This is a genomic window from Streptomyces sp. NPDC052496 (assembly GCF_040679095.1).
In the GTDB taxonomy this organism is placed as follows: Bacteria; Actinomycetota; Actinomycetes; order Streptomycetales; family Streptomycetaceae; genus Streptomyces.
In genome coordinates this window covers 25,797-46,566 of the sequence record NZ_JBFAUH010000015.1, presented here as the reverse complement: position 1 = coordinate 46,566, position 20,770 = coordinate 25,797, and the positions used below count along the sequence as shown (strand labels likewise).

The following is a 20,770-nucleotide window of genomic DNA, read 5'->3' as shown; positions in this document are numbered from 1 at the left end:
CCTCCGGGCGGGTCAGGCGTGGACGCGGTCCCGCTGGTCGGGGACGACCGTGCCGTCGGGGCGGCGGACCGGGCCGGGGCCGCCGTCGGTGTTGGTGTAGCCGGTGGTGGCGCAGGGGTACGTGCCGGACTTCCGCGGCAGCGGCTCGATGAACATGGGGTTGACCACCCAGCGGCCGTCGGCGTTGTCGTAGCCGCGGCACATCAGTTCCGGCTGGTTGCGGTTGATGGCCAGGTGGATGCCGGTGGCGTCGTTGACGAAGGTGACGTCGGTGTTGGCGTCGCCGCCGCCGAGGGCGATGCGGTGGGCGGGGTCCTGGAAGCGCCATGCCTCGGCGCCCTTGATCTTGAAGATCTCCTGGTTGATCAGGCAGCGCTTGCCGTCCATGTACGGCAGTACCTCGCCGTGGCCGTCCTTGACGTCACCGCAGCCGCGGATGCCGGTGGTGAACCGGCCGTTCTTCAGGATGCTGCGGACGCCGATGGTGTGCGCGCGGTCGACGCCGACGCCGCCGGACCACGCCTCGGCGATGGTCTCGGAGGACGCGGAGACGATGTAGACCTGGAAGCCGGCCGCCTTGAGGGTGCGGATCAGGTCCTTCTGCTGGTCGTAGTACCGGATGTAGCCGGCCAGCTCGTGGGTGCCGACGGTCTGCTTCGCGCCGATCGGGGCGGCCAGGTTCTCCGCGCGGGCCTGCTGGGCGTACGAGGTGACCTGGGCCGGGGTCAGGCCGGCGAACAGCTGCGGGATCCAGGCGTACTCCGGCTTGGTACGGCGGTGGTTCCATTCGCCCGCGAAGGCGGCCTTGCCGTCCATGGTGCGGGCCTTGCCGCGGATCTCCATGATCTCGTCGGCGCAGGCGGCGTTCTTCGAGGTGCGCAGCGGGCGGCCGACGGGTACGGAGGTGCCGCACGCCTTGGTCAGGGCGCGGTCGGCGGCGGTGGTCATCCAGGGGCTGGTGGACTTCCAGCTCTTGGGGCGCAGGATCTTGTCGTGCTGGAGCGACCAGGCGAGGGTGGCGTCGGAGATGTCGTTCTTGACGACGGTGTTGTCCCAGTCGAAGGCGGCGACGGGGCGGCCTTCGGGGCCCGGCTTCGGATGGGAACAGCTGCCGCGCTCGTCGATCATGCGCTGGATCTTGGCGCGGTTGTCGCCGTACCACGTGATGTTCTTGGAGAGCTGCGGACAGCTCGTACGCTCCGGGGCCTTCGCGGGGTGCGCGGGCGTCGCGGCGGCCGCGGGTCCGGTGGCCGCGAGGGTGGTGACGGTCGCGGCGGCGGCGAGGCCCAGGGCGAGGGCGTGGCTGGTGCGCATGGTTCTCCGGTGGTGGGGTCGGAAGGTCGGCATTGACGTTCCTGCGGGCAGGGCACCTGCGGGACCGGCGCGCCGGGGCACCGGTCCCTGAGGTGATCTTCGGACTGTAGCCGCGAAGAAGGCTGTGGCCTACACGGGTGTGACGTACGCCCCTGCGATTCCGCCGTCCACCAGGAACTCGGCGGCGTTCACGAAGGAGGAGTCGTCGCTGGCGAGGAAGGCGACCGCGGCGGCGATCTCCTCGGGCTCGGCGAACCGGCCGACGGGTACGTGCACCAGGCGGCGCGCGGCCCGCTCCGGGTCCTTGGCGAAGAGTTCCTTGAGCAGCGGTGTGTTCACCGGCCCCGGGCACAGCGCGTTCACGCGGATGCCCTCGCGGGCGAACTGCACGCCCAGCTCGCGGGACATCGACAGCACGCCGCCCTTGGAGGCGGTGTAGCTGATCTGTGAGGTGGCGGCGCCCATCACGGCCACGAAGGACGCGGTGTTGATGATGGAGCCCTTGCCCTGGCGCTGCATGTACGGCAGGGCGTGCTTGCAGCACAGGTAGACGGAGGTGAGGTTGACCTCCTGGACGCGCTTCCAGGCGTCCAGGCCGGTGGTGAGGATCGAGTCGTCGTCGGCGGGCGAGATGCCGGCGTTGTTGAAGGCCACGTCCACCGAGCCGTACGTGTCGTACGCGGTCTTGAACAGCGCCTCGACCTGGTCGGAGTCGGTCACGTCGACCTGGACGAAGGTGCCGCCGACCTCCTCGGCCGCGGCCTTGCCCGCCTTCTCGTCGATGTCGGCGCAGACCACGTTCGCGCCCTCGGAGGCCAGCCGGCGGACGGTGGCCAGGCCGATGCCGCTGCCGGCGCCGGTGATGACGGCGGTGCGGCCGACGAGGCGGCGGCACACGGGGGTCTTGCCGGCGCCGGTGGCCGCGGGGGTCTGGTCGGTCACTGCTGCTCCTCGGTGCTGATGAAGATGTTCTTGGTCTCGGTGAAGGCGGCGAGCGCGCCGGGGCCCAGTTCCCGGCCGAGCCCGGACTGTTTGTAGCCGCCGAACGGGGTCCAGTAGCGGACGCTGCTGTGCGAGTTGACGGAGAGGTTCCCGGCGGCGACCGCACCCGACACGCGCAGCGCGCGGCCCACGTCGCGGGTCCAGATGGAGCCGGAGAGGCCGTAGTCAGTGGCGTTGGCGAGGCGGACCGCGTCGGCCTCGTCCTCGAAGGGGATCGCGACGGCGACCGGTCCGAAGATCTCCTCGACGGCGGTACGGTCGTCCGGCCGGCCCTCCAGGACGGTCGCCGGGTACCAGAAGCCCTTGCCCTTGGGGGCCTCGCCGCGGATGGCGGCGGGCGCGTCCTCGGAGACGTACGACCGTACGCGCTCGCGCTGGGCGGCGGAGATCAGCGGGCCCATCTGCGTCGCCGGGTCGGCCGGGTCGCCGGCGACGAAGGACTTCACGGCGGGCTCCAGCAGTTCCATGAAGCGGTCGTAGACCGAGCGCTGGACCAGGATGCGGCTGCGGGCGCAGCAGTCCTGGCCGGTGTTGTCGAGGAAGGAGCCGGGGGCGGCGGCCGCGGCCCGCTCGATGTCGGCGTCGGCGAAGACGATGTTGGGGCTCTTGCCGCCGAGTTCGAGGGTGAGCCGCTTGGTCTGCGCGGCGCACTTGGCGGCGATGGCGCGGCCGGTGGCGGTGGAGCCGGTGAAGACGACCTTGGCGACGCCGGGGTGTTCGACCAGGGCGTTGCCGGTGACCGCGCCCTCTCCGGGCAGGACCTGGAACAGGCCTTCGGGCAGGCCCGCCTCCAGCGCGTGCTCGGCGAGCCGCAGCGCGGTGAGCGGGGTGGTCTCGGCGGGCTTGAGGAGGACGGCGTTGCCGGCCGCGAGCGCGGGGGCGGTGCCCCAGGCGGCGATCGGCATGGGGAAGTTCCAGGGCGCGATGACGGCGACGACGCCCAGCGGCTCCTGGACGGTGAGGTTCAGGCCGCCCGCTACGGGGATCTGCTGCCCGGTCAGCCGCTCCACTCCCCCGGCGGCGTAGTGCAGCAGGTCGACGACGTTGTTCGCCTCCCACTCGGCGTTGCCCAGCGGGTGCCCGGCCTCCGCCAGTTCGAGCCGGGCGAGCGACGGGACGTGGTCCCGTACGACCTCGGCGAACCGCCGCAGTACGCGGGCCCGGTCGCCGGGCGGCAGCGCCGCCCACTTCTCCTGCGCCGCGGCGGCCCGCCGGACCGCCGCGTCCACCTCGGCGGGGGTGGTGACGGGGACGACGGCTTCCAGTTCCTCGGTCGCCGGGTTGATGATGCGCAGCTCTTGCAACACGTGGCAGCTTTCCTTACATGCGCTCGAAGGAGCGGAAGCGCTCCCAGTCCGTGACGGCGGCGTCGTACGCGTCCTGTTCGACGCGGGCCATGTGGAGGTAGTGCTCGACGACCTCGTCGCCGAAGGCCTCGCGGGTGATCGGGCTGGCCTCCCACAGGGCGGCGGCCTCGCGCAGGGTGGCGGGCACGTGGTCGGCGTCGCCGGTGTACGCGTTGCCGGTACACGCCTCGGGGAGCTCCAGCTCGTGCTCGATGCCGTACAGACCGGCCGCGACCATGGCGGCGACCGCGAGGTACGGATTGACGTCGCCGCCGGGCAGCCGGTTCTCCAGGCGGTGGCCGGGGCCGTGGCCGATGACGCGCAGCGCGCAGGTGCGGTTGTCCGGGCCCCAGGCGACGGCGGTGGGGGCGAAGGAGCCGGGCCGGAAGCGCTTGTAGGAGTTGATGTTGGGGGCGTAGAAGAGCGTGAAGTCGCGCAGCGCGGCGAGCTGTCCGGCCAGGAAGTGCCGCATGACCTTGGACATGCCGTACGGGCCCGAGTCGTCGGCGAGCACGGGCTGTCCGGCCTCGTCGCGCAGCGAGAGGTGGATGTGGCAGGAGTTTCCCTCGCGCTCGTCGTACTTGGCCATGAAGGTGAGCGCCATGCCCTCCTGGGCGGCGATCTCCTTGGCGCCGGTCTTGTAGACCGCGTGCTGGTCGCAGGTGGTCAGCGCCTCGTCGTAGCGGAAGGCGATCTCGTGCTGGCCGAGGTTGCACTCGCCCTTGGCGGACTCCACGGTCATCCCGGCGGCGCCCATCTCGTTGCGGATGCGGCGCAGCAGCGGCTCGACGCGGCCGGTGCCGAGGACGGAGTAATCGGTGTTGTACTGGTTGGCCGGTGTCATGCCGCGGTAGCCGCGGTTCCAGGCGTCTTCGTAGGTGTCCCGGAAGACGATGAACTCCAGCTCCGTACCCGCGTACGCGCTCCAGCCGCGCTCGGCGAGCCGGTCGAGCTGGCGGCGCAGGATCTGCCGCGGGGAGGCGGCGACCGGTGAGCCGTCGTGCCAGGCGAGGTCGGCGGTGAGCAGGGCGGTGCCGGGGTTCCACGGGGTGCGGCGCAGGGTGGCGGCGTCGCCGTGCATGGCGAAGTCGCCGTAGCCGCGCTCCCAGGAGGACATCGCGTAGCCCTGGACGGTGTTGACGTCCACGTCCACGGCCAGGAGGTAGTTGCAGCCCTCGGTGCCGTGCTCCAGCACCTCGTCGAGGAAGTGCCGGGCGGCGAACCGCTTGCCGGTCAGCCTGCCTTGCATGTCGGTGAAGGCCAGGACGACAGTGTCGATCTCCCCGGTGTCGACGAGCCGTCTCAGCTCCTCGACGGAGAGCGGGGGCGTGCGGTCTGCCACGGTGGTGCCTCCTGTCGCTGCGTCCGGAGGTCATAAGGTAGGCCCGCGAACCATTGGTTGGGAAGGGGTTCCGGTGGACGGTGCGAGGGATGGCGTGGCGGACGGCCGGGGGGAGCGCCCCGCGGACCGGCTGGCGCCGGTACTGCGTCCCGTACGGGCGGGCAACGGCTTCGAGGAGGCGCTGGAGCAGATACTCCAGATCGTCCGGCTGGGCCTGGTACCCGGCGGCGAACGGCTGCCAGCGGAGCGGGAGTTGGCGGACCGGTTGCAGATCAGCCGGGTGACGCTGCGGGAGGTGCTCAAGGTCCTCCAGGACGAGGGGCTGGTGGAGAGCCGGCGCGGCCGGTACGGCGGTACGTTCGTCCGGGCGCGCCGGGAGACCGCGGGCGAGGAGGAGCTGCGGCGCCGCATCGAGAAGGTCGACGTCGAGGACACGCTGCGGTTCCGCGAGGTGCTGGAGGTGGGCGCCGCGGGGCTGTGCGCCGCGCACGGCCTGGACGACGCGCAGGTCCGGCGGCTGCGCGACGCGCTGGCGGCCACCCACGACGCGCCGCTGGCGGACTACCGGCGGCGCGACACGCTGCTGCACCTGACGCTGGCCGAGCTGGCCGGTTCGCCGTCGCTGGCGGCGCAGTACGCCGCGGTGCGGGCGGGCGTCAACGAGCTGCTGGACTGCATCCCGCTGCTGGTACGCAACCTGGAGCACTCCCAGGCGCAGCACACCGCGCTGGTCGAGGCGGTGCTGGAGGGGGACGCGGACGGGGCGCGGGAGGTGATGCGCGAGCACTGCGCGGGCACCGCGGCGCTGCTGCGCGGGTTCTTGACGGCTCCGCCGCCGTAACCAGTCTTTTACGCAGGGGGCTTGCGCTCGGCCGCACCGCGAGGCAAAGGTATGCGGCTGAACCATTACTGCACTTCCCCCTCACTCACCCCCGGCGAGGCAGGAGCGGCTCATGGCCGACAGCACGGACCCCCGTACCGCACCGCCCCCCGCCGCGGCCGGCGCCCCCGCGCCACCGGACGCCTACCTCCAGAAGCGCACCCTGCGGCGCGGCAGCGCGGGCCCGCTCCTGCTCACCGGCCTGGGCGTCGCCTACGTCGTCTCCGGCGACTTCTCCGGCTGGAACAACGGCCTGGCCCAGGGCGGCTTCGGCGGGCTGGCCATCGCCGCCGTCCTGATGGGCGTGATGTACACCTGCCTGGTCTTCGCGCTGGCGGAACTGGCCTCGGTCCTGCCGACGGCGGGCGGCGGCTACGGCTTCGCGCGGCGCGCCCTGGGCACCTGGGGCGGCTTCCTGACCGGCACGGCCATCCTCATCGAGTACGTGCTCGCGCCCGCCGCGATCTCCCTCTTCATCGGCGACTACGTCGAATCCCTCGGCCTGTTCGGGCTGACCTCCAGCTGGCCCGTGTACCTGGCCTGCTTCGTGGTCTTCATCGGCATCCACCTGTGGGGCGTGGGCGAGGCGCTGCGCTTCAGTCTGGCCGTCACCGCCGTCGCGGTGGCCGCGATCGTCGTCTTCGCGTTCGGGGCGCTCAGCGACTTCCACGTCAGCGCCCTGAACGACATCCCCGCGGACCCGGACGCCTTCGGCGCCGGCTCCTGGCTGCCCTTCGGCGTCCTCGGCATCTGGGCCGCCTTCCCCTTCGGCATGTGGTTCTTCCTCGGGGTCGAGGGCGTACCGCTGGCCGCCGAGGAGACCCGGGATCCGGCCCGTACGCTGCCGAAGGCGATGGCCGCCGCGATGGGCATCCTGCTGCTGCTCGCGCTGGTCACCTTCGTCGCCGCGACCGGAGCCCGGGGCTCCGCCGCCATCCAGTCGGTGGGCGACCCGCTGGTGCAGGCACTCCAACCGCACGGCGCGCCGACCACCGTCTCCCGCATCGTCAACTACGCGGGCCTGGCGGGCCTGGTGGCCTCCTTCTTCTCCCTGATCTTCGCCGGGTCGCGGCAGCTCTTCGCGCTCTCCCGGGCCGGCTACCTGCCCCGCTTCCTGTCCCTGACCAGCCGCCGCAAGGCCCCGTACCTGGCGCTGCTGGTGCCCGGCGCGCTCGGCTTCGCGCTGGCCGCCGCGACCGGCGACGGCGCCCGGATGCTCAACATCGCCGTCTTCGGCGCCACCATCTCCTACGCCCTGATGTCCCTCTCGCACATCGTGCTGCGCCGCCGCGAGCCGGAGCTGCCCCGCCCGTACCGCACCCCCGGCGGCGTCCTGACCTCCGCCACCGCCTTCGTGCTGGCCTGCGCCGCACTGGTGGCGACGTTCCTCGTCGACAAGCAGGCCGCCCTGACGGCTCTCGGCGTCTACGGCATCGCCCTGGCGTACTTCGCGTTCTACTCCCGGCACCGGCTGGTCGCGGCGGCCCCGGAGGAGGAGTTCGCGGCGCTCGCGGCGGCCGAGGCCGAACTGGAACGCGACTGACCGGCACCCGCCGGAACCAGCCCCCGCCCCGCACCACCCGGAGGACCCGTGCCCACGCATCCGCCCCTGATCGGTGTCACCACCTATGTCGCCGACGACGCCCGCTGGGGCGTCTGGGCCCTGCCCGCCGCGCTGCTCCCGGCCGGCTACCACCGCCTCGTCCAGCGCTCCGGCGGCCTCGCCGCCCTGCTGCCGCCCGGCGACCCGGGCACCGCGGCCGCGGCCGTCGCCCGGCTGGACGGCCTGGTGATCGCGGGCGGCCCGGACGTGGAACCCGTACGGTACGGAGCCGACGCCGACCCGCGCACCGGCCCCCCGGCCCGCGACCGGGACACCTGGGAACTGGCGCTGATCGACGCCGCGCTCCAGGCGCAGGTGCCGCTGCTCGGCATCTGCCGGGGCATGCAACTGCTGAACGTCGCCCTGGGCGGCACCCTCGTCCAGCACATCGACGGCCATGCGGGCCCCGCCGGGCTCTTCGCCCGCCACGAGGTCAAGCCGGAGCCCGGCACCCTGCTCGGCGGCATCCTGCCCGAGGCCATCTCCGTCCCGACCTACCACCACCAGTCCGTCGACCGCCTCGGCCACGGTCTGCACCCCTCGGCCCATGCGGCGGACGGCACGATCGAGGCTCTGGAACTCCCGGGCGCGGAGCACTTCGTGCTGTCGGTGCAGTGGCATCCGGAGGCGGGGGACGACACACGGGTAATGGAGGCGCTGGTGGATGCGGCACGCGGGGACTGAGGGGGCGCACCCGCGCTCCTGTATGGCCGCATATTCGCGGTGGCAAACCCATCCGATCTGGCGATGCACACCACACAGCGGGGCTGGCTACGCTCGCTGCATCGGCGCCGACCTGCGTCAACGCCGTGTGTCATGGGCTCGGTGCAGCAATGCCCGGCCTCGTGCAGCTTTGCCGACGGAAGTAGGTCCTGCAGTGACATGCCAACGCCACCTCAAGTCCGCCGCCGCCGTGGGGCTGTCCTCCGCACTGGCCCTCGGCTTCCTCGACGGCTCCGCCGCCGTGGCCGCCCCCGGCCAGTGCGGAGGCAGCGCGAACGACTACGTCGAGGCCCCGCAGGAGGGTGCGAGAGCATCGTTCGAGCTGTCCAAGCCGTACACCCAGGACGGCTCCAAAGTGCAGACCGTGCAGTTCAATGCCGACAACTCGCTCACGGTCGTGCCGACGAAAGACTCGTCGACGGCGGACGGCTTCTGGTTCCACGAGCCGCCGAACGGCGGCAACTCCGCCAAGAAGGGCGTGGTCACCTTCATGACGCGGGTGACCACGGCCGACGGCGGGCGGTACCAGACCGTCTTCACCGTCCCGGTCTCCATCTGCAACCCCCGCAACCGGCAACGGCCCACCAATGTCTTCCAGATCAGAGGGGACCGCACCCTCACCTATACCGCCCCCGACGGCAGGACGGCCACCGCCGCGGCCGCGGCGTACCAGGCCGACCGGTGAGGCAGGCGCTCACGGCACCGCCCGCGTCAGCCCCAGCAGCTGGCGCGCAGGCCCCGCCGGGCGCTGGCCGGAGGGCCAGACCGCCCGCAGATCGCGGCCGAAGCGGGTGCCGTGGACGGGGACCTCGACCAGCCGCCGGGCGGCCAGCTCCTCCCCCACGGCCAGTTCGCTCAGTACGGAAGGGCCCGCCCCGCTCACCGCCGCTGCCTTGACCGCCGTGGTGGAGGCCAGTTCCAGCAGGGGGGCGGCCAGGCCGCCGTGACCGGCCAGGGCCGCGTCCAGCACCTGGCGGGTGCCGGAGCCGCGTTCGCGCAGGATCAGCGGGGTCGCGGCCAGTTCGGCGGCCGTCAGGTCCGTACGGCGCCGGGCCCACGGGTGGGTGGGCGCGGCGACGACCACCAGCCGGTCGTGGCCGATGACCGCGCCGTCCAGCCCGGCGGGTACGTCCAGCCCCTCCACGAAACCGAGGTCGGCCTCGCCCGCGAGGAGGCGTTCGGCGACCGCGGCGGAGTTCCCGGCCAGCAGGGACACCGCGGTGTCCGGGCGCTGGGCGCGCAGCGCGATCAGCCAGCCGGGCAGCAGGTATTCGGCGATGGTCATGCTGGCGGCCACCCGCAGCCGCGAGTCCCGGCGCCCGCGCAGCGCCTGCGCGCCCGCGTCGAAGGCTTCGGCGGCCTCCACCACCCGCCGCGCCCAGTCCGTGACCAGCGCCCCGGCGTCCGTCAGGCGCGAGCCGCGCGGCGAGCGCTCGACGAGGGCGACGCCCAGCTGCTGCTCCATGGAGCGGATGCGGCTGCTGGCGGCGGGCTGGCTGATGCCCCGCTCGCGGGCGGCCCGCCCGAGGCTGCCGAGCCGGGCGACGGCGAGCAGCAGCTCCAGCGCGCCGAGGTCCGGTACGCGGTGCGCGAGCGGGGTGACGGGGCCCGCCCCGGGGCGCTCTTCTTTCATGCTGCTCATAACCCCAGCTTATGTCCTCATAGAAACGAGGTCCCTGGTGGGCGGCGGGGCCGGCGGTGAGGCTGGGACCATGGCATCTCCGACGCAGTCCCCCGCCCGCACCGGCCCCCGCATCACCAGCGGTTCCCCCGCCGCGCCCCCGGCGGTCCTGCGTCACCTCGGCCCCAACTGGTACGCCGCCGTCATGGGCACCGCCATCGTCGCCAACGCCGGCGCCGCCCTGCCGCACACCCCGCTCCTGCGCGGCGCGTACGTCGCGGTCTGGGGGCTGTCCGCCGCCCTGCTGGTGATCCTGCTGGCCGCCCGTACCGCCCACTGGCTCCACCACGCCGACCAGGCGCGCCGCCATCTGCTCGACCCGGCGGTGGCACCGTTCTACGGCTGTCTGTCGATGGCGCTGCTGGCGGTCGGCGGCGGGACGCTCGCCGTCGGCACCGATGTGCTCGGCGGGAGGGCCGCGGTCGCGGTGGACGCCGTGCTGTGGTGCGCCGGTACGGCGGTCGGGCTCGCGGCGGCAGCGGCGGTCCCGTACCTGATGGTGACCCGGCACCGGATCGAGCCCGGCACCGCCTCCCCCGTGTGGCTGCTGCCGCTGGTCGCGCCGATGGTCTCGGCGGCGCTCGGCCCCGGCCTGGTGCCGCACCTGCCCGCCGGGCAGTGGCGGGAGGCGATGCTCCTCGCCTGCTACGCGCTGTTCGGTATGTCGCTGCTGGCCACGCTGCTGATGCTGCCGCTGGTCGTGACCCGGCTGATCCACCACGGCCCGCTGCCGCTCGCGCTGACCCCGACGCTCTTCCTCGTCCTCGGCCCGCTGGGCCAGTCCACGACCGCGGTCGGCAACCTCGCCGACGCCGCGCCCGGCGCGGTCGGCGCCGGATACGCGCGGGCGATGAGCGGCTTCGCGCTGCTGTACGGCGTGCCGGTCATGGGCTTCGCGCTGCTGTGGCTGGCGCTGGCGGCGGCGCTGGTCGTACGGGCCTTCCGCGCCGGGATGACGTTCTCGATGACCTGGTGGGCGTTCACCTTCCCGGTCGGTACGTGTGTGACGGGCGCGGCCGGGCTGGCCCGGCACACCGGCCTCGCGGCCTTCACCTGGCTCGCGGTGGGGCTGTTCGCCGTGCTGGTGACGGCCTGGCTGGTGGCGGGGGTGCGGACGGCGCGGGGGCTGGCGGGCGGGCGGCTGCTGGTTCCCGCACCCGCGGCCGCTCCGGTCACCGCGCCGCGTCCAGCGCGACCCTGAGCACCGCCGGCGCCTCCGCCAGCGACGGCCCGTACCAGGTCAGGTGGCGCCCGCTGACCAGTGCGGCCGGCAGCCCGGGGAACGCCTCGGGGCCGTCGTCCGCCGCGAAGCGGTACGGCTCGTCCGGCAGCACCACCAGGTCGGCGCCGCGCGCGTTCAGCTCCTCGACCGGGACGCGCGGATACCGCTCGGCGTGGTCCGCGTACAGGTTCCGCACGCCCAGCCGGGCGAGCAGGTCACCGGCGAAGGTGTCCCGGCCCAGCACCATCCAGGGCCGCCGCCAGACGGGCACCACCGCGCCGCGCGTGTCCGCCGCCCCGGCCCGTAGGTCCCGCCAGGCGTCCGCCGCGTCGTCCAGCCAGCCGGGCCTGGGCAGCCGGCAGCCGCGCACCAGCACCCGTTCCAGCTCGCGCAGCGCCTGGTCCAGGTCCCGGACCTCGGTGACCAGCACGTCCAGCCCGGCGGCGCGCAGCGCGCCGAGGTCCGGCGCGCGGTTCTCCTCCTCGTTGGCCAGCACGAGGCCGGGCGCGAGGGCGGCGATCCGGGCGGTGTCCGGGTTCTTGGTGCCGCCGACGCGCACCACGTCCAGTCCGGCGGGGTGGCTGCACCAGTCGGTGGCGCCGATGAGCAGTTCGGGCGCGGTGGCGGCCACGGCCTCGGTGAGCGAGGGCACGAGGGAGACCACGCGCGGGGCGCGGCGCTGACCGGTCGTCATCACCCCACCGTACGTGGAGCGGAGGCGGAGCGGGCCGCGCAGCCGAAAGCCCCGCCCCCGGCGTACGCCAGGAACGGGGCCCGCGCGGTGCGGTCAGCGCCTCACTTCACCGGCGCCATCCTGTCGACGATGCCCGGGTGAGCGTCGATCCACTTCTCGACACCGTCGTTCTCGTGGCCCTTGCCGGCGTCCTGGACGGCCTGCTCCAGGCTGCCCAGCTCCTCGGGCGACATCTTCCAGTTCTTCAGCCAGCCGTTGAACTCCGGGAACTTCTCCGGGAAGCTCTTGTGACCCAGCGACTTGATCTGGTTGTTGTCGCCCCAGGTGTGCTGCGGGTCGGCGAGCTTGGTCAGGTCGTACTTGCTGTACGCCCAGTGCGGCGACCAGAGCACGACCGCGACCGGCTCCTTCTTGGCGTAGGCGCGGTCCAGCTCGGCCAGCATGGAGCTGGTGCCGGCCTCGGTGATCCGGAAGTCCTCCAGCCCGTACGCGGGGGCGACGGTGTCCTTCAGGCGCTTCATCTGACCGGTGCCCGGCTCGATACCGATGATCTTGCCCTGGAACTCGTCCCGGTGCTCGCGCAGATCGTCCAGCGTCTTGACGCCCTTGACGTAGGACGGCACCGCGATCTCCAGCGACGTCTTGTCGTACCAGGCGCCGAGGTCGACGAGATCGTTCTTGTACTGGTCCCAGTACTGCTTCTGCGCGACCGGCAGCCAGCCGTCGAACTCGACGTCGATCTGCCCGCTGGACAGGCCGGTCCACATCGGCCCGATGTCCAGGTTGCGGATGTTCGGCCGGTAGCCGCGCTTCTCCAGGACGTTCTTCCACAGGTAGGTGGTGGCGATGCCCTCGTCCCACGCCGGGTAGCCGATGTTCGGCGCGGCGCCGGCGTCCTTGCCCTTGGCGTACGAGACGTTCGCCGACGGGGCGAACCTGTCGACCAGGCCCGGGTTCTTCTTCAGCCAGGTGCGCACGCCGTCCTGCTCGTGGCCCTCGCCGGCGCTCTTGACGTCGTTCTCCAGGCTGGTGAGCTGCTTCTCGTCCAGGTGGAAGTTCTTCATCCACGTGGCGACCTGGGGCTCGTCCTTCGCGAAGCCCTTGCGGCCGAGCAGGTGCAGGCTGTCACCGGAGCCGAAGGCGCCCTTGGTGTCCTTGAGCTTGGTCAGCTCGTACTTGTCGTACGCCCAGTGCGGCGACCACAGCGTGACGGCGATCGGCTTCTTCGCCGCGTACGCGCGGTCCAGCTCGGTGAGCATGGACGCGGTGCTGGACTCGGCGACCTTGTACTCACCCTCCAGGCCGTAGTCCTTGAGGACCTTGTCCTTGAGGATCTTCATCTCGCCGGCGCCCGGCTCGATGCCGGTGATCTTGCCGCCGAACACGTCCGCCCGGCCCTTGAGGTCGTCGAGGGTCTTGACGTCCTTCATGTACGACGGGACCGCGATCTCCAGCGACGTCTTGTCGTACCAGGCGCCCAGGTCCTCCAGCTTGTCCTGGTACTTCTTGTAGTACTCGGCGTGCGTGGTGGGCAGCCAGGCGTTGGTCTGCACGTCGATGTCGCCGCGGGCCTGCCCGGTGAACAGCGCCCCGGCCTCCAGGGCCTGCGCCTTCGGCTGGAAACCGCGCTGTTCGAGGATCTCCTTCCACAGGTACGTGGTGGCCTTGCCCTCGTCCCAGTTGACGTACCCGAGGGTGATCGGGCGGCCGCCGCCGTCGGTCTTCGCGCCGTCCTTGCCGAACACGTTCAGACCGCCGGCGACCAGCGCGAGGACGACCACCCCGACCATCGCGACGGACGTGCCGGGCTTCCAGTACAGGAACTTGCTGCGGCCCAGCGCGGCCTGCGCCTTGGCCAGCGCGCGGCGGCCCAGCGGCGAGACCCGCTCGTTGAGGGCGCCGGTCATCCGGTCCAGGTACATGGCGAGGATGACGACGGCGAGACCGGCCTCGAAACCGAGCGCCACGTTCACCGAGCTGACCGCGTTGTAGACCGACGACCCCAGGCCTTCCGCGCCGACCATGCCGGCGATGACGACCATGGACAGCGCCAGCATGATGACCTGGTTGACACCGGCCATGATGGTGGGCAGCGCCAGCGGCAGCTGCACGCGGAACAGGGTGCGGCGCGGGTGGGTGCCGAACGCCTCCGCCGCCTCGACGAGTTCGCCGTCGACCTGGCGGATGCCCAGCTCGGTCATGCGGACGGCGGGCGGCATCGAGAAGATGATGGTCGCCACCATGCCGGGCATCACGCCGATGCCGAAGAACAGGATGCCGGGGATCAGGTAGACCATCGCGGGCATCGTCTGCATCAGGTCCAGGACCGGGCGCAGCGCGCCGCCGACGGCGCGGTTGCGGGCCGCCCAGATGCCGAGCGGGACCGCCACGACGATGGTGATGATGCAGGCGACCAGCACCAGTGACAGGGACTGCATGGTGGCCTGCCACTGCTCGATCGAGTCGATCAGCGCGAAGCCGGCGAAGGTGAGCACCGCGGCGGGCAGGCCGCGCAGCCACCAGGCGAGCACCGCGAAGATGCCCATCAGCAGGAACGGCTGCGGAGCGGTCAGGACCGTCTCGATGCCGTTGTACATGGCCGTCAGGACGTGCGAGACGAAGTCGAAGAGCCACGTGAGGTGGTGGCGCAGCCATTCGACGCAGGTGTTGGCCCAGGAGCCGACGTCGATCCTAGGCACCGGCGGTCACCTTGCCCTCGGACTTGCCGTCGGCGGGGGCGGCGCCCTCGGGGCTGCCGGCCGGGACCTGCGGCGCCTTGCCGTTGGCCTCTGCCTTGCCGTTGGCCTCTGCCTTGCCGTTGGCCTCTGCCTTCCCGTTGGCTTCCGTCCTTCCGGTGGCCTCCGCCTTCGCGGCAGCCTCCGGTTTCCCGGCGCCTTCCGCGTTCCCAGCCGTCCCGTCGTCCTGCTGTCCGCCGTCGCCGAGCACGGACAGCAGCCGCCGCGCCGGCACCGCGCCGACCAGTTCACCGTCCGCGCCGACGACGGCGACCGGTACGTTCCCGGCCGCGCAGGGGGCGAACAGCTCGGCGACCGGCGTGTCCCGGTGGACCGTGGCGGGCGTGGCGGCGAGCAGGTCCTCGGCCGTACGGATCTCCTGGCCGCTGTCCGGCGCGGACCCCAGCACCTGGTCCACGCCGACCATGATGGCCCCGGCGGTGAGCACCCGGGAGCGGTCGACGTCCTGGATGAAGGACGCGACGTAGTCGTTGGCGGGCCGGAGGAGGATGTCCTCGGCGCTGCCGGTCTGCACGATGCGGCCGTCGCGCATGACGGCGATCCGGTCGCCCAGGCGCATGGCCTCGTTCAGGTCGTGGGTGATGAAGACGATGGTCTTCTTCAGCGTCTTCTGGAGCTCCAGGAGCTGGTCCTGCATGTCACGGCGGATCAGCGGGTCGAGGGCGCTGAAGGATTCGTCCATCAGCAGCAGGTCGGCGTCGGTGGCCAGCGCGCGGGCCAGGCCCACCCGCTGCTGCATGCCGCCGGACAGCTCGTCGGGCCAGGACTTCTCCCAGCCCTTGAGGCCGGCGAGGTGCAGTGCCTCGGTGGCGCGCTTCTGGCGTTCGGCCCGCGGTACGCCCTGGACCTCCAGCCCGTACGCGGCGTTCTCCAGCACGCTGCGGTGCGGGAAGAGCGCGAAGTGCTGGAAGACCATGGAGATCTTCTCGGAGCGGACCTTGCGCAGTTCCCTGTCGCTGAGCGAGGTCAGGTCCTGACCGTCGAACCGGACGCTTCCGTGGGTCGGCTCCAGCAGCCCGTTGAGGGTCCGCAGGAGGGTGGACTTACCGGATCCGGACAGCCCCATCACGACGAAGATCTGGCCCTCGTCCACGGAGAACGACGCGTCGATGACCGCGGCGGTCGTGCCGTCGGCCCGCAGCTCCTCGCGGCTCGCACCGTCTTCGAGCCGTCGTACGGCGTCCTCGGGTCGTCTCCCGAACACCTTGTAGACGTGCTCGGCTTGCAGCCTGGCCACATACACCTCTCGAATTGTCTGAGTACGACCCGACTCCCCCGTAGGCAGGTCGTGGCGCGGCACGGGTCGGGCCCGTCGTTAACCGGTGGAAATGTTGAAAATCCACCGGCTCCGCTCCGGCCGCGCGCCTGCCCCCTTTCGAAAATGACAAACACAAAAGTGACGCGGCTCACGCCACGCGCCCGGCTCGCCGTCGCGCACCGTCCGCTCGTGTCACAGGGGTGCGGCATCATGCGGGGTGTGACTCGACGCCTGATGCTCCTCGACACCGCCTCGCTCTACTTCCGGGCCTATTTCGGCGTACCGGAGTCGGTCCGGGCGCCCGACGGCACCCCGGTCAACGCGGTGCGCGGGCTGCTGGACTTCATCGCCCGGCTCGTCCAGGACCACCAGCCGGACGACCTGGTGGCCTGCATGGACTTCGACTGGCGCCCCCAGTGGCGGGTCGACCTCATCCCCTCGTACAAGGCGCACCGCGTCGCCGAGGAGGCACCGGCCGGCTCCGCCGCGCCGGACGCCGAGGAGATCCCGGACACCCTCTCCCCACAGGTGCCGGTGATCGAGGAGGTGCTCGACGCGCTCGGCATCGCCCGGGTGGGCGCCGCGGGTTACGAGGCGGACGACGTCATCGGCACCCTCACCGCCCGCGCCACCGGCCCGGTCGACATCGTCACCGGCGACCGGGACCTGTTCCAGCTGGCCGACGACGCCCGGGGCGTCCGCATCCTGTATCCGCTGAAGGGCGTCGGCACCCTCCAGCTGACCGACGAGGCCCTGCTGCGCGAGAAGTACGGCGTGGACGGCCCGGGTTACGCGGATCTGGCGCTGCTGCGCGGCGATCCCAGCGACGGCCTGCCGGGCGTGCCGGGCATCGGCGAGAAGACCGCCGCCAAACTGCTGGACCGGTACGGCGACCTGGCGGGCATCATGGCCGCGGCCGACGACCCGGCGTCCCAGCTCACCCCCTCGCAGCGCAAGCGGCTGACCGAGGCACGGCCGTACGTCGAGGTGGCGCCGAAGGTCGTCCGGGTCGCCGCCGATGTGCCGGTGCCGGACGTCGACGCCGCGCTGCCCGGCGAGCCGGCCGATCCGGAACGGCTGGAATCGCTCGCCGAGCGGTGGGGGCTGGGCGGCTCCTTGCAGAGGCTGCTCGCGACGCTCCACCCCTGAACTGTTAGGTTAGGTAAACCTAACAAGACCGTGGCAGGGGAGATCGTCGTGGCAGCAGAGCGTCCGGCCCGCAAGAAGCCCAAGCTCATTCACGCCCAGGTACTGCGCACCGAACAGCTCACGCCGCACATGGTGCGGGTGGTGCTGGGCGGTGCCGGCCTGGCGGAGTTCTCGGCGGGCGAGTACACCGATCATTACGTCAAGCTGGTCTTCCCCGTTCCCGGCGTGGACTACCCGCAGCCGCTGGACATCGCGGAGATCCGCGCCGCCTTCCCCCGCGACCAGTGGCCCAGGACGCGTACCTACACCGTGCGCACCTGGGATCCGGACACGCGTGAGCTGGCGGTCGACTTCGTGGTGCACGGCGACAGCGGCCTCGCGGGGCCCTGGGCCGCGCACGCCCGCCCGGGTGACGAGGCGCTCCTGCTCGGCCCCGGCGGCGCGTACGCCCCGGACGCCGGCGCCGACTGGCATCTGCTCGCCGGCGACGAGAGCGCCCTCCCGGCCATCGCCGCCTCCCTGGCCCGGATGCCGGAGGGCGTACCCGTCCACGCCTTCATCGAGGTCGCCGGCCCCGACGAGGAACAGAAGCTCGAAGCCCCGGCCGGCGCCGGGATCACCTGGCTGCACCGCGGCGACACGCCGGTCGGCGAGCGCCTGGTCGAGGCGGTGCGCGCACTGGACTTCCCGGCGGGCCGCGTCCACGCGTTCGTGCACGGCGAGGCCGGCTTCGTGAAGGAGCTGCGCAAACTGCTGCGCGTCGAGCGGGAGATCCCCCGCGAGGACCTGTCGATCTCCGGCTACTGGCGCAAGGGCCATGACGAGGACGGCTGGCAGGCCTCCAAGCAGCAGTGGAACCAGCAGGTCGAGGCCGAGCAGGAAAAGACGCTGCCGACGGCTTCCTGAGGGTCTTCGGGGGCGGTGGGGCCGGGGTTCGGGGACCGGGCGTTGCGGGTAGGCCACCTACGGGCGCGGGTTCACAAGGCGGCGCGCGCCGCGGCCCGTCCCGCCGACCGGTTCGCGACGCCGGCGCGCACGCCGCGCCGAGACCGCACCGGCCTGGGGTTTCCGACACACCGTCACGGCCCGCCCCGGACGGCGTTCCCGCCACGCCGCGCATCCGGCCCCCGGGCCCCGTCGGCCGTGGCCGGGAACGTACACATGACGGCGGCGCGGCGTGTCCCCTCGCGGAACGCTGCTCTGCGGCCCGTACGGCCTGGCATTCCAAGAGCAGGACGGACCCACGGTGGACGTCGGGCCGCCGGGCGCCCACGAGCCCGGCAGCTCCCCGCCCCGTCACCGCAGCAGAACCGGAAGCACGTACGGCGTGTCGGACGGGTGTACGCGCCGCGCGCGACACGCCGCACGCGCCCGGCGCCCTGAGCCTGTGTCATCACCCCAGCACGCTCCCGATGACCGCCACCCCTTCCGCGATCTCGGTGGCCGTGCTCGCGGCGTAGCCCAGGACCAGGCCCGGCCGTCCGGGATCCAGGCGGTGCCAGGACAGTGGCTGCACCTTGACGCCCCGGGCGAGCGCGGCTGCCGCCAGGGCGGTGTCGGGGAAGTCCGCGTCGAAGGTGATCGTCAGGTGCAGGCCGGCGGCGGCTCCCTGCACGGCAGCGCCCGGGAGGTGGGTGGCGATCGCCCGGATCATCGCGTCGCGCCGCGCCCGGTGCCGCTTGCGCAGGTGCCGCAGCCGTCGTTCCAGCTCGCCGGTCTCCATCAGGTCGGCGACCACCAGCTGCGGCAGCGCGGCGTTGCCGAGGTCGGTGAACCGCTTGGCGTCCACGAGTGCGCCGTGCAGCTCCGGCGGCGCGACGATCCACCCCGTACGCAGCGTCGGCGCCAGCAGTTTCGAGACGCTTCCCGCGTGACAGACGTGCTCGGGCAGCATCGAGCGGAGGGCGGGCACCGGCGGCCGGTCGTAGCGGTGCTCGGCGTCGTAATCGTCCTCGATGACCAGGCCGCCCTCCTCGGCCGCCCAGCGCATCAGCTCGCGCCGCCGCCCACCGCCGAGCACCACCCCGGTCGGGAACTGGTGAGCCGGCGTCACCAGCACGGCGGGGGCGCCGGAGGCCCGCAGTTCCCGGACGCGGATGCCGTCCGCGTCGACCGGTACCGGTGGCGTCCGCATCCCCCAGTACTGGAGGGTCTGGCGGGCGCCGAGCGCCCCCGGATCCTCCACCGCCAGCTCACGGACGCCCCGGCCGTGCAGGACCTGGGCCAGCAGGGCGAGCGTCTGCGCGGTGCCGGAGACGATCAGCACCTCGTCGGGGCTGACCGTGATGCCGCGGTTGCGGGCCAGCCACTTCGCGACGGCGAGCCGCAGCTGCGGGGTGCCGCGCGGGTCGCCGTAGCCGAAGCCGGGGGCCGCGAGCGTGCCGAGCACCCGGCGTTCGGCGCGCAGCCACGCCGTACGCGGGAACGAGGCCAGGTCCGGCGTGCCGGGGCTGAGGTCGATCCGGGCCGGTGCGGCCCGTACCGCGTCGAAGACGTCCGCTCCGGGCTCGGCGGTGAACACCGCCTGCGGGGAGGGCCGTTCGGCCGGGCGCTCGGGGGCCGGCGCGGCCGCCGGGACGGGAGCGGCGACGACGACCGTGCCGCCGCGGCCGCGGCCGACCGCGTGGCCGTCCTCGATCAGCCGCTGGTACGCCTCGGTGACCACGCCCCGGGAGACCCGGAGTTCCTCGGCGAGCGTACGGGTGGCGGGCAGCCGGTCGCCCACCGCGAGGCGGCCGTCCGAGACGGCGAGCCGCAGCCGCTGCGCCAGCCAGTCGGACAGGCCGCCTGCGGGCGCGTCGGCCGCTCGGAGCTGGAGGAAGTCGGACCCGGAGGCCGCGGAAGAAGGTATGGACCGGTCAGCCGGAGCATCTTTGGACCTGGGCACCGGACCATTGTGGGCCCAGAGTGACGGCATGAGAACAGCAGCGACGGAGAAGGCGACCGGCGGCACGCGCGAGGACCGCCGCACGCACCCCGCACCCCGCGAACCCGCTTACGTACACGGCTATTCGGACCACGAGGCCCGCCGGCTGACCGACCAGGCGGACACCCTGGCAGCCCTGCTGCACGCGGGCACGGCGTACCCGGCGGGCAGCCGGGTCCTGGAGGCCGGGTGCGGGGTCGGCGCCCAGACGGTGCACCTCGCCGCGTCCAGCCCGGGGGCGCACATCACCGCGGTCGACATCTCCGCGAGCTCGCTGGACCAGGCCCGCGCCCGTCTCGCCGCCCGGCCGCACACGGCGACGGTGAGCTGGCGGCAGGCCGACCTGACCGACCTGCCGTACGCCGACGCCTCCTTCGACCACCTCTTCGTCTGCTTCGTCCTGGAGCACCTGCCCGACCCCGCGCAGGCGCTGGCCGGTCTGCGGCGCGTGCTGCGGCCCGGCGGCACCGTCACCGTCATCGAGGGGGACCACGGGTCGGTGTTCTTCCATCCGGACAGCGACCACGCCCGTACCGTCATCGGCCACCAGGTCCGCCTGCAGGCCGCGGCGGGCGGCAACGCGCTGCTCGGCCGGCAGGTGCAGCCGCTGCTGGCCGCCGCCGGGTACGAGGACGTCGTGGTCCGGCCGCGTACGGTCTACGCCGACACGACGCGGCCCGGCCTGGTCGACAGCTTCACCCGCAACACGTTCATCGCGATGGTCGCGGCCGTGCGGGACGACGCGCTGGCCGCCGGGCTGACGACCGAGGCCGACTGGGAGCGCGGCATCCGCGACCTGAGGCGGACGGCGGAGGCCGGCGGAACGTTTCACTACACGTTCGTCAAGGCCACCGCCGTCAATCCGGGCGGGTGA

At 72.7% G+C, this 20,770-nt stretch carries 17 protein-coding genes; 8 read left to right on the top strand and 9 right to left on the bottom strand.

What is annotated here, in order from left to right; translation table 11 throughout:
* Positions 1-12: 12 nt before the first annotated feature.
* From AB0L45_RS20770 to AB0L45_RS20755, 4 genes are all read right to left on the bottom strand, one after another.
* The gene (locus AB0L45_RS20770) at positions 13-1,314 is read right to left on the bottom strand and encodes a haloacid dehalogenase-like hydrolase (RefSeq protein WP_365841922.1); all 1,302 of its coding nucleotides are present in this window, start codon (positions 1,312-1,314) and stop codon (positions 13-15) included.
* Positions 1,315-1,443: 129 nt separating this feature from the next.
* Positions 1,444-2,256, bottom strand: a complete 813-nt coding sequence (locus tag AB0L45_RS20765) for a 3-oxoacyl-ACP reductase (protein WP_365841920.1) — start codon at positions 2,254-2,256, stop codon at positions 1,444-1,446.
* A complete protein-coding gene (locus tag AB0L45_RS20760; RefSeq protein WP_365841918.1) occupies positions 2,253-3,623 on the bottom strand; it encodes an aldehyde dehydrogenase family protein in 1,371 nt (456 codons plus the stop codon). Before AB0L45_RS20760 ends, AB0L45_RS20765 begins: the two co-directional genes overlap by 4 nt.
* Positions 3,624-3,636: 13 nt before the next feature.
* Positions 3,637-5,004 carry a glutamine synthetase family protein gene (locus tag AB0L45_RS20755; protein WP_365841916.1) on the bottom strand — a complete coding sequence of 456 codons (1,368 nt, stop codon included), beginning with the start codon at positions 5,002-5,004 and terminating at the stop codon, positions 3,637-3,639.
* Between the two features lie 94 nt (positions 5,005-5,098).
* On the opposite strand from AB0L45_RS20755, the gene AB0L45_RS20750 reads away from it, so the two are divergent.
* The 4 genes from AB0L45_RS20750 to AB0L45_RS20735 all read left to right on the top strand — a co-directional run bounded on the left by AB0L45_RS20750 (position 5,099) and on the right by AB0L45_RS20735 (position 8,895).
* Positions 5,099-5,845, top strand: coding sequence for an FCD domain-containing protein (locus AB0L45_RS20750; protein WP_365842228.1), 747 nt, complete (start codon positions 5,099-5,101; stop codon positions 5,843-5,845).
* Positions 5,846-5,957: 112 nt separating this feature from the next.
* Entirely contained in the window at positions 5,958-7,427 is a 1,470-nt protein-coding gene (gene eat, locus AB0L45_RS20745; RefSeq protein ID WP_365841915.1) for an ethanolamine permease, read from the top strand.
* A gap of 48 nt (positions 7,428-7,475) precedes the next feature.
* Positions 7,476-8,171 carry a gamma-glutamyl-gamma-aminobutyrate hydrolase family protein gene (locus tag AB0L45_RS20740; protein ID WP_365841913.1) on the top strand — a complete coding sequence of 232 codons (696 nt, stop codon included), beginning with the start codon at positions 7,476-7,478 and terminating at the stop codon, positions 8,169-8,171.
* A gap of 193 nt (positions 8,172-8,364) precedes the next feature.
* The gene (locus AB0L45_RS20735) at positions 8,365-8,895 is read left to right on the top strand and encodes a hypothetical protein (RefSeq protein WP_365841911.1); all 531 of its coding nucleotides are present in this window, start codon (positions 8,365-8,367) and stop codon (positions 8,893-8,895) included.
* A 9-nt stretch (positions 8,896-8,904) separates the two neighbouring features.
* Here AB0L45_RS20735 and AB0L45_RS20730 read toward each other — a convergent pair whose 3' ends face one another.
* Complete coding sequence (locus AB0L45_RS20730; protein ID WP_365841909.1) at positions 8,905-9,852, bottom strand: LysR family transcriptional regulator; 948 nt, start codon at positions 9,850-9,852, stop codon at positions 8,905-8,907.
* A 70-nt stretch (positions 9,853-9,922) separates the two neighbouring features.
* Between AB0L45_RS20730 and AB0L45_RS20725 the strand changes: the two genes are divergently transcribed.
* Entirely contained in the window at positions 9,923-11,092 is a 1,170-nt protein-coding gene (locus AB0L45_RS20725; RefSeq protein WP_365841907.1) for a TDT family transporter, read from the top strand.
* Here the strand turns inward: AB0L45_RS20725 and AB0L45_RS20720 are convergent.
* From AB0L45_RS20720 to AB0L45_RS20710, 3 genes are all read right to left on the bottom strand, one after another.
* Complete coding sequence (locus AB0L45_RS20720) at positions 11,064-11,807, bottom strand: helical backbone metal receptor (RefSeq protein ID WP_365841906.1); 744 nt, start codon at positions 11,805-11,807, stop codon at positions 11,064-11,066. The two genes, AB0L45_RS20725 and AB0L45_RS20720, sit on opposite strands and share 29 nt — an antisense overlap.
* A 101-nt stretch (positions 11,808-11,908) precedes the next feature.
* Positions 11,909-14,506, bottom strand: coding sequence for an ABC transporter permease/substrate binding protein (locus tag AB0L45_RS20715; RefSeq protein WP_365841904.1), 2,598 nt, complete (start codon positions 14,504-14,506; stop codon positions 11,909-11,911).
* Complete coding sequence (locus AB0L45_RS20710) at positions 14,499-15,800, bottom strand: glycine betaine/L-proline ABC transporter ATP-binding protein (protein WP_365841902.1); 1,302 nt, start codon at positions 15,798-15,800, stop codon at positions 14,499-14,501. The genes AB0L45_RS20715 and AB0L45_RS20710 overlap by 8 nt, the downstream gene beginning before the upstream one ends.
* Positions 15,801-16,055: 255 nt before the next feature.
* Between AB0L45_RS20710 and AB0L45_RS20705 the strand changes: the two genes are divergently transcribed.
* On the top strand, positions 16,056-16,970 hold the full coding sequence (locus AB0L45_RS20705) for a 5'-3' exonuclease (RefSeq protein ID WP_365842226.1): 915 nt from the start codon (positions 16,056-16,058) through the stop codon (positions 16,968-16,970).
* Positions 16,971-17,018: 48 nt separating this feature from the next.
* Positions 17,019-17,876 carry a siderophore-interacting protein gene (locus tag AB0L45_RS20700; protein WP_365841900.1) on the top strand — a complete coding sequence of 286 codons (858 nt, stop codon included), beginning with the start codon at positions 17,019-17,021 and terminating at the stop codon, positions 17,874-17,876.
* A gap of 487 nt (positions 17,877-18,363) precedes the next feature.
* On the opposite strand, the gene AB0L45_RS20695 is transcribed toward AB0L45_RS20700, so the two are convergent.
* A complete protein-coding gene (locus AB0L45_RS20695; RefSeq protein ID WP_365841898.1) occupies positions 18,364-19,857 on the bottom strand; it encodes a PLP-dependent aminotransferase family protein in 1,494 nt (497 codons plus the stop codon).
* Positions 19,858-19,885: 28 nt separating this feature from the next.
* On the opposite strand from AB0L45_RS20695, the gene AB0L45_RS20690 reads away from it, so the two are divergent.
* Positions 19,886-20,770 carry a methyltransferase domain-containing protein gene (locus AB0L45_RS20690; protein ID WP_365841896.1) on the top strand — a complete coding sequence of 295 codons (885 nt, stop codon included), beginning with the start codon at positions 19,886-19,888 and terminating at the stop codon, positions 20,768-20,770.